Source organism: Pseudozobellia thermophila, assembly GCF_900141855.1.
In the GTDB taxonomy this organism is placed as follows: domain Bacteria; phylum Bacteroidota; class Bacteroidia; order Flavobacteriales; family Flavobacteriaceae; genus Pseudozobellia; species Pseudozobellia thermophila.
In genome coordinates, this window is sequence record NZ_FQYU01000007.1 from 136,403 (window position 1) to 149,939 (window position 13,537).

Annotated in this window: 8 protein-coding genes and 1 tRNA gene; 2 read left to right on the top strand and 7 right to left on the bottom strand. The window is 47.7% G+C overall.

Going from position 1 to position 13,537, the window contains the following annotated elements:
• Nucleotides 1-123: 123 nt before the first annotated feature.
• On the bottom strand, nt 124-1,230 hold the full coding sequence (locus tag BUB37_RS16245) for an aldose epimerase family protein (protein ID WP_244526863.1): 1,107 nt from the start codon (nt 1,228-1,230) through the stop codon (nt 124-126).
• A gap of 301 nt (nt 1,231-1,531) precedes the next feature.
• On the opposite strand from BUB37_RS16245, the gene BUB37_RS16250 reads away from it, so the two are divergent.
• Nucleotides 1,532-3,094, top strand: a complete 1,563-nt coding sequence (locus BUB37_RS16250; protein WP_072994936.1) for a M28 family peptidase — start codon at nt 1,532-1,534, stop codon at nt 3,092-3,094.
• Nucleotides 3,095-3,244: 150 nt separating this feature from the next.
• Here the strand turns inward: BUB37_RS16250 and BUB37_RS16255 are convergent.
• Nucleotides 3,245-3,320, bottom strand: a tRNA-His gene (locus BUB37_RS16255).
• A 323-nt stretch (nt 3,321-3,643) separates the two neighbouring features.
• Between BUB37_RS16255 and BUB37_RS16260 the strand changes: the two genes are divergently transcribed.
• Nucleotides 3,644-5,758 carry a tetratricopeptide repeat-containing sensor histidine kinase gene (locus tag BUB37_RS16260; protein WP_072994880.1) on the top strand — a complete coding sequence of 705 codons (2,115 nt, stop codon included), beginning with the start codon at nt 3,644-3,646 and terminating at the stop codon, nt 5,756-5,758.
• Here BUB37_RS16260 and bshB1 read toward each other — a convergent pair.
• The 5 genes from bshB1 to BUB37_RS16285 all read right to left on the bottom strand — a co-directional run bounded on the left by bshB1 (nt 5,741) and on the right by BUB37_RS16285 (nt 13,535).
• Nucleotides 5,741-6,463, bottom strand: a complete 723-nt coding sequence (gene bshB1, locus BUB37_RS16265; protein ID WP_072994881.1) for a bacillithiol biosynthesis deacetylase BshB1 — start codon at nt 6,461-6,463, stop codon at nt 5,741-5,743. The two genes, BUB37_RS16260 and bshB1, sit on opposite strands and share 18 nt — an antisense overlap.
• Nucleotides 6,464-6,485: 22 nt before the next feature.
• A complete protein-coding gene (locus tag BUB37_RS16270) occupies nt 6,486-7,664 on the bottom strand; it encodes a trans-sulfuration enzyme family protein (protein WP_072994882.1) in 1,179 nt (392 codons plus the stop codon).
• 40 nt (nt 7,665-7,704) lie between these two features.
• Nucleotides 7,705-9,114 carry an MATE family efflux transporter gene (locus BUB37_RS16275; protein ID WP_072994883.1) on the bottom strand — a complete coding sequence of 470 codons (1,410 nt, stop codon included), beginning with the start codon at nt 9,112-9,114 and terminating at the stop codon, nt 7,705-7,707.
• Between the two features lie 276 nt (nt 9,115-9,390).
• On the bottom strand, nt 9,391-10,953 hold the full coding sequence (locus BUB37_RS16280; protein WP_072994884.1) for a sulfatase family protein: 1,563 nt from the start codon (nt 10,951-10,953) through the stop codon (nt 9,391-9,393).
• A 56-nt stretch (nt 10,954-11,009) separates the two neighbouring features.
• Nucleotides 11,010-13,535, bottom strand: a complete 2,526-nt coding sequence (locus tag BUB37_RS16285) for an alkaline phosphatase D family protein (RefSeq protein ID WP_072994885.1) — start codon at nt 13,533-13,535, stop codon at nt 11,010-11,012.
• Between the last annotated feature and the right edge of the window lie 2 nt (nt 13,536-13,537).

The window sequence follows — 13,537 nt, forward strand, 5'->3', positions numbered from 1 at the left end:
GCATTATATTCAATTCCATAGGTTATTTTTAGCCCAAATTGATACTATATAAACCAATATTCGGGTCGGATCGGACTTGGGTAGCAGTTATCGGACAGGGACATGGCCCCTTGGTACCATCGTTCAGTGCCCAAGTACACCGAACTTGTAAACGCAATTGGAACTATAGGTTTCTCCCGGGTCCAATCGCGTACTCGGAAAATCGGGTTGATTGGGCGAATCGGGAAAATGTTGGGTCTCCAGGCAAAAGGACCCCCTGAACACATAGGGTTTTCCGCTTTTTCCGATATCGGCCCCCGTCAAAAAGTTGCCCCCGTAAAACTGAACCCCGGGTTCATCGGTAAAAACCTCCAAAGTGCGACCGCTGGACGGCTCAACCACCCGGGCGGCCAACACGAGCCCGTCTTCGTTCAAGGGCGTTTTGTTCAATACAAAATTGTGGTCATACCCGTTGCCGTATTTCAACTGCTCGTCCTCTACATTTAAATCTTTTCCAATCGCCTTCGGATGTGTAAAATCGAAGGGCGTACCGGCCACCCTTGCAATTTCACCGGTAGGAATCAACCCACTGTCAACAGGGGTATAGCTATCGGCATTCAACATCAAGACATGATCGTTTACCGTGCCGTTGCCCTCCCCTTTTAAATTAAAGAACGAATGATGGGTCAGGTTCACATACGTCGGTTTATCGGTAGAGGCCCGATAATTGATCTTGAGTTCGTTATCATCGGTAAGGGTATAGGTCACTGTTACGTTCAGGTTTCCGGGGTAACCTTCTTCCATGTCGGGGGACGTCCTGCTAAACACTATTTCCCTGTCGTTAGCCCTATCGACGTTCCACACCACGCTTTCGAAACCTTTTATACCTCCATGAAGGTGGTTTTCATTGTTGTTGATGGCCAGGTCGTACTCCTTGCCATCGATGGTAAACTTGCCTTTGGCAATACGGTTGCCGTACCGACCGATGGTCGCCCCGTAGTAATTCTTTTTGGCCAAATAATTTTTTAGGTCCGGAAAACCCAATACGATGTCCTCGAAATTTCCATTTTTATCCGGTACATGCAAGGATATAAGTCGCTGCCCATAGTTGGTCAGGGCCACTTCGATGCCGTTTTTGTTTTTTAGGGTATATAGATTAACGGAATCGCCATCTATTACCGTTTCAAAATTTTTGACGTTTATATGCTTTGAAAGTTTACTTTCCTGTTTTTTCATGGGAATGTCTGCCATCTTTTCCTTTTTCTGTTTACAAGCTACCAAACTTGCCCCCAAGAAGCAGGCAAGCACTACAATTTTTGAGATTTTCATTTTGTGTATGGGTCTAGGGTATAGGTTTCGTTAAGATCGTCAAGTTACCAAAAATCCTAAAAAGGAGCACCACTTAATTGATTTTCCCCATCCCGATATATTCTATTTCTTTTCCTTATTTTTGAAGAATTTTGACACGACCATTAACAGTTATTTACACGATACGACAAACTCTTTCCTTGAGAAAGAACGTCTCCGGACCGCACGTAAAAAGATTAAGATCATGAAAAAAACAGTTGTACTGGCCATTGGATTGGTCATGGCCTGCAATTCTTCCCAAAAAACGGCTTCTACCAACAATGAAATCGTCGAAACGCAACAGAATCCCGAAATGTTTGCCAAGACCATTACCGAGGCAGATTTAAAGGAGCATCTGTATATCTATGCCTCGGATGATTTTGAGGGAAGGGAAACGGGAGAACCCGGACAGAAAAAGGCCGTTGAATACCTAAAGTCCCAATATGAAAACCTAGGGATACCTGCTGCCAAAGAAGACGGTGACTATTTTCAAAACGTGCCCTTGGAAGTTAGCCAATTGCCAAGTGGGTCGATTACCATAAATGGGGTGAACTACCCACTTGGAACCGATTTTTTGACGTTTTCGGAAGGACAGGGGGAATTCGAGGATATGATATATGCCGGATACGGAATAGAGACCGACAAATATTCGGATTACAAAAATATAGACGTGGAAGGCAAAATAATACTTGTCAAGGCCGGTGAACCCGTAGATGCCAATGGCAATTACATCATCTCGGGATCTTCAAAAAAATCGGTATGGAGCAATATGTCCGAATCGATGGGCAAGCGAATGGAACTCGCTTCGAGCAAAGGGGCCAAGGGTATGTTCTATTACGACGAAAACAACTTTCCCCGTCTTAAAGGCCGTTTCGATTGGATGAAAAACAATGAAAACCGTAGAATGGAGCTTTCGACCGATGGCTCCGACGGTTTTTTCACCTTTTGGATCAACTCAAAACTGGCCAAGGCCTTGGTGCCCAAAATCGATACGGAGGCCAAATCGCAAAAAATTGCCACCCCGATAAAAATCGACGTAAGGAGCCAAAACAACGAAGTGGTTTCAGAGAACGTCGTTGCGTTCATCAAGGGTTCTGAAAAACCCGAGGAATATGTGGTCCTATCTTCCCATTTAGACCATATCGGTATCTCGGCCGATGGCGAGATAAACAATGGGGCCGACGACGATGGGTCGGGAACCGTGGCCCTGCTCGAAATAGCACAGGCCTTTAAGCTAGCGGCCGACCAGGGCCAAGGTCCGAAAAGGTCCATAGTATTTCTACACGTTACCGGTGAAGAAAAAGGGCTATTGGGCTCAAGGTATTATACCGATGTAGAGCCCATTTTTCCCCTTGAGCAAACCGTTGCCAACCTCAATATCGATATGATCGGGAGAATCGACCCCAAACGGACGGGCGAACGCAACTACATCTATCTCATCGGTTCCGATAAATTAAGCACCGATTTGCACGACCTTTCCGAAGAGGTCAACCGTAAGTATACGAATATTGAGCTCGATTATACCTTTAATGACGAGAACGATCCCAATCGTTTCTACTACCGCAGCGATCATTACAATTTTGCCAAGAACAACATTCCTATTATATTCTATTTTAACGGTACCCACGAAGATTACCACAGACCAGGCGATACCCCTGACAAAATCAACTATGATCTTTTGGAGAACCGCACACGGCTGGTCTTCCATACGGCTTGGGAGGTCGCCAATAGAGACCAACGCATAATTGTCGACAAGGTTCAGGAATAAAGTACTAAAAAAGCGCAGACCTACCGATTGATAAAGGCCCTGTCCATTGACGATAGGGCCTTTTTTTGATTCCCGCTACGGTTCGGTTTCGTAAATAAAAGGCATCAAATGAAAACGTCCCGCCGATGGGCGGGACGTTTTTACAATAATGGGTGGAAGACCGGGGTCGAACCGGCGACCTCTTGAACCACAATCAAGCGCTCTAACCAGCTGAGCTACAACCACCATTTTACCTTGCAAACCCGACCTGCCGTTTTTTGACAGTGCAGGCAACCACAATGGAATCGAAATCGCCTCCCTCGGTTTGCAAGCGGTGGCAAAGGTAATTTTTTTTGAACAATCTTTCAAAATAAAAACGCCGATATTTTTTATCGCGGTGACAAGTACGTATTTGTAAGTATTGTATGACCTATTAACTTCCTGTCAATCAAAAACATCGACGAAATACATATATAACATGACAAAACACACATTTTTTGGCGTTTCACAACAATTATTTAGAAACAAGCCCTATCTGCCTTTAAATTAGTCGAAAATAAGGGCCAAATTATGTACCGCTGTCAAGCACTTTTTATTCATCTCCCCAAACCGGTCAGGTTTGGCTGTGCCCTTCTTTTGCTCTTATTGTCCAATGCCTCCCTGCAGGCCCAAAAATCGAACAAGGACAGTCTACATATCGAAATCGACAAATTGAGGAAAACGCCCGGTTTTAGTGTCAAGGATACCACCTACATCGATTTGCTGAACGAACTGGGCAAAACACAGCGTTTTTTCAGTTCGGACAGTCTTATGACCCTATCGAAACTGGCGTTGAAATACAGCCAATCCATCGATTACAAAAAGGGAGAAAGCCATGCCCTGATGGGTATGGGCGGGTACTATTCCGACAAGGGCGAGCACGAAAGGGCGATCGACCATTACTCGAAGGCCCTGGATATCGGTCTATCGATCAACAACCCGGAACTCACCCTAAGTGCCAAAAACAATTTGGCCGGCGAATTCTCATATAAGGGCGACTATGCCAAAGCCCTTACCCATTATTTGGAGGGTATCGACATGGCCAAGGCCCTCAATGCCGATCTCATGTTATCGATAATGAACGAAAACGTGGCCAATTTGTATTCGGCGCAAAAAGATTACGAACAGGCCCTGATCTTTTATAAAAAGGTAAAGAAAATCAACGAAAACATAGGCGATGAAGTGATTTCGGCCGAAAGCATGAGCAATATTGCCTCGATCTATGCCGATATGGGAGAACTGGACTATGCCATGTTCAATGTAAACAACAGCATAGCGATTTTTGAGAAACACAGGGTGATGGATTGGTTGGCCTATGCCTATGAGACCAAGGGAAAGACCTATTTAAAGGACAATAAATACAAATGGGCGCTTTACTGGTACAACCAAAGTGAAATGCTCCATAAAAAGCTACAGGACGACCGTGGCAAGATCGATCTTTATAACGGAATGGCCGAAGCCCACTTCGGACTCGAGCATTACAACCTAGCCGAAAAATATGCCCTGGAGGCCCTTGAAATCTCGAACCGGATACACTTTAAGGAAGGTCAGCAAAAATGTGCCGCCACGCTCTACAAGGTCAATAAAAACAAAAAGGACTTTGCCTCGGCCCTTAAATACCACGAAATATACCAATCTTTAACCGATACCTTGACCCGGGCCGAAAATCGCACCAGCCTGAATATGTTCAAGAACAAACTGGAGCACGACAGGCAGAAAATGGCGCTGATCCAAGAGAATGAAAAACAATTGGCCGCACAAAGGAACTATGTCTATGCGGCCTTGGCCATACTCTTAGTATTCGTCATCATTACCCTATTGATGAAACGAAGTGAAAAAATCCAGAAAAAGCTGAACAAAAAACTGCAGGAAAAGACCGAAGACCTTGAAAAAAGGGAAGTAGAGCTCAGGGAGATCAACAGTACCAAAGACCGGTTGTTTTCCATCATCGGACATGACCTGCGCGGACCGATAGGGGCATTTCAAAGCCTTTTAAAGATGTTCAAGGAAGGGGAGATCGGACAGAACGAGTTCATGGAATTCATTCCCAAGTTCAGGCACGACATCGACCATATTTCCTTCACCTTGAACAACCTCCTTTCGTGGGGACAGACGCAGATGAACGGAGCGGTGACCAAACCTTCGGTAGTCGCCCTCGAATCTATTGTCGAAGACAATATCAACCTCCTATCAGAAACCGCGGAGAACAAAGGCATTCGGCTGATCAACCATTTAAATCCGGACACCATGGCCTGGTCGGACGAGAATCAAATCGATATCGTGGTTCGCAACCTTATCAGCAATGCCCTTAAGTTTACGCCGCAAAACGGCATGGTCACCATTTCTTCCCTCGAAAAAAACGATCATTGGCAAATATCAATACGGGATACGGGGATCGGCATGGACCAAGAAACCATCAATAAGCTCTTCGCGCAAAATGCCAATATCACCACTTACGGCACCAATAATGAAAAAGGGACCGGTTTAGGGCTCCCCCTATGCAAAGAGATGGTCGAAAAAAACAACGGTCGCATTTGGGTAAACAGTTTGCGAAGAAAGGGAAGCACCTTTCACTTTACGGTACCCAAATATAAAAAGAACAGGAACAAACCGATGAAGTCCGATCGCTTAAATCAAGTCGCCTAGCGACCGAACGGCCGGGTAACGCTCCACGGTAAAGCCTTCGGCATGATCTACATTGATCAGCCTGCCCAGATCCCTGGCCCTATAATCGATGCTGTCCAAAAAATTCTTGCTTGTAATCGGGGTTTCGGGCTCCTTGCTGGACGGGTCGTGAAACTGTGACGCATAGGCCCTTATGGCCTCCATCTTGGCTTCCATATATCCGGAAACGTCCACCACGAAATCGGGCTCGATGTTCTTCCATTGTATGTAGTGATAGACCACTTTCGGCCGCCAAGGAGCTTGGGGTTCCCTATCGCCCCCCAGGCTGGTCCCGATCTTTACCAGGCCGCTCAGGAAACAGGCGTCGCTTACCAAGCCGCTTCCCCGCCCATGGTCGATATGCCGATCCTCTATCGAATTGCAGAGCACGATTTCGGGTTTGTACTTGCGGATCATTTTCACCACCTGGAGCTGGTGTTCCCTGTCATTTCGAAAGAACCCGTCGGCAAACCCTAGGTTTTCGCGTACCGAAACCCCAAGCAGCTTGGCCGCGGCGGCCGATTCCCTTGCCCTTATTTCGGCCGAACCCCTTGTACCGAGTTCCCCTCGGGTCAAATCGACTATTCCGACTTTTTTACCGTTTTTTATTTCCTTTGCTATGGTGGCTCCCGCCCCCAATTCCACATCGTCGGGGTGGGCCCCAAAGGCCAATATATCCAATTTCATTCCTTGCTTTTCGTTACTAATATCAAGACTTCGTCGAAACCACGGCACCATTCCTTACTTTGTGCAAGGCCTGTTCTATATCGGCGATCAGGTCATCGGCTTCCTCGATTCCTACGGAAAAACGGATCAATCCGTCGCGGATGCCCTGTCGCTCCCGCTCTTCGGCGCCCAAGAGGGCGTGCGAGGTCAAAGCGGGCGATAATACCGTACTCTCTACCCCGGCCAGACTCATCGACGGTTTGATCAGTTGCAGGGCTTTTTGAAATCGGGAGGCATCCAAACCCTCGTTCAGCTCGAACGACAACATTCCCCCGAACCCCTTCATTTGCGACTTGGCAATTTCATGGCCCGGATGATCGGGCAAACCTGGATAATAGACCTTGGCTATATCCTCGTTGGCCGAAAGAAATTCCGCCATTTTTTGGGCATTGTGGTTCTGCGTCCTTACGCGGATCCCCATAGTTTTCATACTTCGCTCCAAAAGCCATACGGTATAATCGCTAAGACTGCCCCCAAAATTCTTTGCCAGGGCAAAGATCTGCGCGATATTTTCCTTGTTCGAGGCCACTGCCCCGGCGAGAATATCGGAATGCCCTCCCATGTACTTGGTGGCACTATGTATGACGATATCGATTCCAAAATCGATGGGGTTTTGGTTGACCGGACTCGCAAAGGTATTGTCGATCATTGAAATCAGTCCATGTTTCTTTCCCAGCTTTCCGATGGCCTCCAAATCCGTAATCGTCAAAAGCGGATTGGAGGGCGTTTCGATATATAGCACCTTTGTGTTCGGCCGAATCTTCTCCTCAAAATCCTCCGGCCGCCATCCTTCGGTAAACGAGTATTCGATACCAAACTTCTCGAACTCCTCTACGATCAAGTTGTAGGTGCCACCGTATAAAATTTGTTGCAGTACGATATGGTCGCCAGCCCTTAAAAATGCCATTAACGACGTGGTAATGGCAGCCATGCCACTCCCAAATATCAGGCCGGCCTCGGTATGCTCCAAAGCCGCTATTTTTTTACCGAGCCCCTCTTGGTTCGGGGTGTTGAAGTATCTGGGATATCGTTTTGCATCAACATCTTCGAAGGCGTACGAACTGCTCATATAAAGTGGGGAAACCGCTCCTTTATACCGTTCGTCCCTTACCTCCCCGACATGGGTACAAATCGTATTAAGGCCGAGTTTATTATGCCGCATATTTTCCGTGATTTAGAGGGCTAAAGTTACGAAAAGCCAACTAGACCTTGATCTTTTTCCAATTTCCTTTTTTAAACCACACCATGGAGATGATGGCCAATAGCACCTCGGCCGCCGTAATGGCAATGAATACGCCCATGGCCCCCAAATCAAAAACAATGGCCAACATATAGGCCAGGGGCAACTGAAACAACCAAAAGGCTATGAGGTTTAGTTGGGTAGGCGTACCGGTATCGCCCGCTCCGTTAAAAGCCTGGGTAACGACCATGCCATAAGCGTAAAATACATAACCCGCGGCTATGACCTGCAGGCATAGCCCCCCGTTTTCCACTACCACCGGGTTGGTATTGAACCAAGCCACAATATCATGGGCAAAAAAAAGGTAGACCAAAGAAACCAGCCCCATCAACCAGGCATTGTATTTTCCCGTCATCCAGACCGAACTCTCGGCCCGATCGGGCCGTTCGGCCCCGAGGTTTTGGCCCACCAAGGTTGCCGCCGCATTGCTCATACCCCACGAAGGCATCAATGTGAACATCATGACCCTGATCGCAATGGTATACCCGGCCAGCACCTCACTGCCGAACTCCGCCATCATCCGCATCAGAAAGACCCAGCTCGATGTCCCTATCAAAAACTGGGCGATGCCCCCTAGCGAGACTTTGATCAAGTTCAGCATTACGGGAATACGGAGCACCAGGTCACTAAATCCGATTTTAATCCGGCTCCATCCGAAGAACAATACCGCCAATTGAAACAAGACGGCCGCTCCCCTACCAATATTGGTGGCGATGGCCGCACCCATGACCCCATACTCCGGTATGGGCCCCCAACCGAATATAAATATGGGGTCTAGAACAATATTGAGTCCGTTGGAAAGCACCAAGGCCCACATGGCCACGGAAGCATCACCCGCCCCCCTGAATATGGCGTTGATCAAGAACAATAGCAAAATAGTGATGTTACCGCCCAACAAGAGTCGCGTATAACCGGAGCCCTCGGCGATCAAGTCGGGCTCCGCCCCCATCAGGGCCAGAATATTTTCGGCATATATAAAACCCAATACCCCGACTATCAACGACACCAGGCCGCCCAAGGCAATGGCCTGTACGGCCGCCTCGCGGGCACCCCTTACATCCTTGGCCCCAATTCTTCTGGCCACTATGGCCGTTGCCGCCATGCTCAATCCGATGGCAACGGCATAGACCAAGGTAACTACCGATTCGGTAAGACCAATTGTGGCGACGGCGTTTACACTGACCTGTGAAACATAGGCGATATCGACAATGGCAAAGATGGACTCCATCATCATCTCCAAGATCATGGGGATGGAAAGCATAAAAATAGCCTTGCGGATGCTTCCGGTAGTAAACTCTGTTTCCTTGCCCGTAACGGCAATTATAAAATACCGAAACAGTCTTTTTAAGGTGATTTTGTTTAAATGTGGCATTTGAAGTGAAATTATGTTGACAAAAAGGAAGACGTGTCAAAACGGAACGAAACAGCATCGCCCAATCTTGGGTTTTTACCCGTTGACATCTATACGGAACATAATTTCTATAACTTCATGATGCGCAAATATCGTTTTTTTTTCGAAAACAAAGAACCGTTCCTTGCACAATATACCCAAAAGGGCAGCTTTTGTACCGGGAACGGTTAGTGTTATTATCAGACTCCGAAAGGTCTTGCGACAAAAATCGGGGACGGCGGGTCGGCCTATTGTGGGCTACTTCAGTTCCAATTCCTTGATTTCCGTATTATTCTCGCCCCTTATCGCCTTAAAACCTTGAATCATCTCCTGAAGTTTTTCAGGGTTTTCCTTGGCCAAGTTCTTGGTCTGTCCCATATCTTCCTTAAGGTTGTACAATTGGTATTCGCTATCATTCCCCAATTCTATGTTCACCTGCTTGTTTACGGCAGCACCTTTATAGGGTGGGATCATGGCCCAGTCCCCTTTTCGGAACGCCGTCCTTGAACCGGCCTCCAATACCAATTCCTTTCTTCCTTGGTCCGTTTTCCCCATTAGGGCATCCAAAAGGTTTTCACTGTCCTCGCCTTTTTTATCACTTCCGACCAAAGCGGCCATGGAGGCTAGGAGGTCTACCTGGCATACTAGGGCATCCGATGTACCCGGGGCGATCTTACCTTTCCAATACGTGATGAAGGGTACCCGTGTACCCGCGTCGAACAAACTGTATTTTCCTCCACGCAAGGGACCTGCAGGCGTATGCTTGCCCAATTTCTCCTCGGCCTCGTCGTAGTACCCATCGTTTACCACGGGACCATTGTCACTAGAGAAAACGATCAGGGTATTCTCCAATAGGCCCTGTTTCTCCAAAGTCTTCACGAATTCGCCGACAACCCAATCGGCCTCGAGAATGACGTCACCGCGTGGTCCCATTCCCGACTTGCCCGCAAATCTCGGATGCGGGGTCCTTGGAACATGGGGTTGCTGTAAGGCGTAATACAAAAAGAAAGGCCCGTCCTTATGCTCGGTCACATAGGCTTTGGCCTTGGCCAAAAAATGATCGGCCATATCCACATCGCTCCATTTTGCGGCCTCGCCCCCCTTCATGTATCCGATACGCGGTATACCGTTAACGATACTGTTATTATGCCCGTGATGCCACTTCATTGTAGTCAGCTCCGGATGGTCCAATCCGGTTGGCTCGCCCTCAAAATTTTCTTTGTAGCTCACTTCTATGGGGTCGTTGGGGTCGAGTCCGTCGACAAAGCCATCCTCAATGTACACGGTAGGAACCCTGTCTTGCGTGGCCGCCAATATGTAGGAATAATCGAAACCGACTTCATTGGGCCCCGGTGCGACCCTTTCGTTCCAATTAACGTTTCCGCTTCCCAAGCCCAGGTGCCATTTGCCCACTATGCCCGTGGCATAGCCTTTTTCCTTTAGCATTTTCGGAACGGTCATCTGATCGGTGCCTATGATCAAGGGAGCCGTGCCCGGAAGAATTTTGGCGTCTTTGTTTCGCCAAGGGTAGCGCCCCGTAAGTATGGCATACCGACTTGGCGTACAGGTCGCCGAAGTAGCATAACCATTGGTAAACCGGATCCCTCCCTCGGCCAGGGCATCGATATTGGGCGTGTTCAATTCGGTAGCGCCGTAGGAACTAAGGTCGCCATAGCCCAAATCGTCCATATAAATAAAGACGATATTGGGATGTTTGGGACCTTCGTCCTTTACGAGCGATTTTTCTTCCTTAGACTTACAGCCGGATAGCACCAATAACAGAATGGCGCCATTCAAAAAATAATTCCTCAAACTTGTCATGAACTGTTTTTTATTAAATCTCAATTTATACTTTTAAAATTTTTGGCCTACTTGGTCTAAACCGCAATCACCTCTTGGGGGTCAGTGGTGATCTCGATACCCTTTATTTCCTTTTTGGTGCCGCCTTCGCCTATAACCAAGGTATATTTACCCTGTTCATAAACTTTTGGGATATAGGTGTTGCCCTTTACCCGCATAGCATGCACCAATTCTTGGGTATCTTCATTAACCACCTTCACCACTTGATCGGGCGTAGCCATTACCAGTTTGGGAAGGTAACCAATGGGTCTTCTTCCGTCATTATCGGATTGCCGTATCGTCAATGGCCACCCGGGATAGGTATTCGCCTCCGAATCCGTATTTAAATCGGCCAAAAAACGAATTGCTTCGATTTTAATGGTACGTTCCAATGTGTCAAAAGTGATGATCCCATAACCCGACGCCTTTTTTTGCGCTCTTTTGTAGCGATTTGTCTCGCCATCAAAATCATCGGTTGGGTTTCCGACCGCATAAATATAGTTATCATTACCGAAACCATCGCGGTAGCAGCCCGTGTTCGGCAAACCGTGTTCGGGGCGATCTGTAAAAGGAAGGTTTACCGAATCGGGTTGTCCCCATCTGGGGTACCCTGTGGAGATGGCCGGTGTACAGAAAGTCCACCCGCCATCCCGGGGCTCGTCCACACTATATTGGACGATAAAGGGCAAATGTTGATCGCCATTTATATGGAAGGCACAGGCCTTTCTAATGGTCTCAATTACTTTGTCCCTTTTTGATTTCGGCCATCCGCCCGAATCGAGGTCGCCGAACAAAAACTGTTTTTCCGGTCCGTGGTGAGTTCCCACATTGGAGAACAGGGTTTGGCTAAGCAGAACCTTCATGTTCGCCCCTTTCCAATCGGCCACCCAATCGGTTAAAAAATCGAGCTGGCGTTGTCCGAGAAAAGAAAGATCGTCAGCGTCCAATTCACCCGGTTTTGCCGGTTCGGTTAAATGGTCTATTCTTCCCTCTCCCTCCCTGACCATCTCCGGGCCTGATTTAAACAGTCGGTCACTGACAATGGCAAAACTCACCTTACCATAGACCAAATGGGTGTACCATGTACTAATATCCGATTTCATCGGTGTAGGGTCATAGGCTGCCGGCATATGGCCGCATTGGGTCTTGTTCACTACATTGACAAAATTGGGCGTTTGCACGAGGCCACCGTGGGCGTCCCGCACCTTTTTCCACTCTTCGAACGAAATGCCTTCCCCTCCTTCGCCCCAAAGGTTTCCTTGATAGACATCGTGATCGTCCGGGGTACAGATGGTCGGTCGATTCCTAAGCATTTCGCCGAAGGCCCAACCGAACATATACCACTTGCCCAAATAATTCAATATGGCCTTGTCTTCGGGTTCTCTTTTGATGGGATAGCCCCCGTTACCTTCGTACAATTGATCCCCTGAAAAGTAAAGTATATCGGGGTTCGACTTGCCGAGGTTTTCCACAAGTGGACGGTACGGAAAGCCCATGGCGTGCTGACACGTTAGTCCACCAAAGATCAATGCGCGACCTAAGGGTTCTTGGCGTACGACCCCTTCATAACTATGCCATTTTTTATCCAAACTATAACGCAAGCGGTATTGGACATCTTCGGACGCATCCCAGTCATCAACGGTGAAAGTCGATGTAAATGAAACCGGGTCTATTTGACCTTTTGCCGCCTTTATCCATTTTCCATTCCTTAAGAACTGAAGTTCTACCTGTTGCGAATCCTTGGTGCCGACAGGAGGCAGTTGCGCCGTGAGCTTCAACTGCCCTCGTGAGAGTGTATACATGGCCCATAAGATAGGTCCAAAAGCGTTTTCCGGTCTGTATTGAACCTTTGTCCCCGACAATTGAATGTCGGCCCACCAAAAGGCACTCCCCTTTTTTTGTTTTCCCTTGTTTTCGAGGGCGACCAATCCGACCAAGTCTCCACTTACCGTATGTTCGAGAATGGCTTTTTTTCCGATTGAATCCCTAGCTTCGATAGTTAACCGGGTTCCGTTTCCCGTATTCCGCCCTTTCATTTGCAAGTAAAAGTTGTCGAAATCAAATCCGATCGGAAGGGTTTCTTTTCTATCATCAATATATAAATCCCCCTCGAGATTGACCCCGATTGAAATCCCTTTCCCAAAGTAGCAAGCAGCCTTGACGCTTGTGGGATCGGTATGGTCTCTTATTCCAAGGGCGAAACCAACGCCTCCCGTATGTCCTTTGTTCTCTAGTAGCCCCAAGTTTGCTGCCATTGTAAAATCGCCTTGACCTTCACCAAGAACATAGGTCAATATATGAAGTCGCGATTGTTTTTCGACTCCCGAGAATTCAAGACGGCGGTTCTTAATTGCCCAGTCTTCCATAGGTACGGCCCAAAACGAACTACCTATCCAAACCCTTTCGTTCAACTTGCCAAAGTCGGTTTTAAACTGCTCGGCCTGTAAAGGTGGGATATGAGTCCGTTCCCTAGGGTTACTTGCCAAAATAGGATTTAAAGGACTTGCCAATACGGGTACGGCAAGTCCTAGGTTCTGCATAAATTTTCTTCTCTTTATCTTCATCT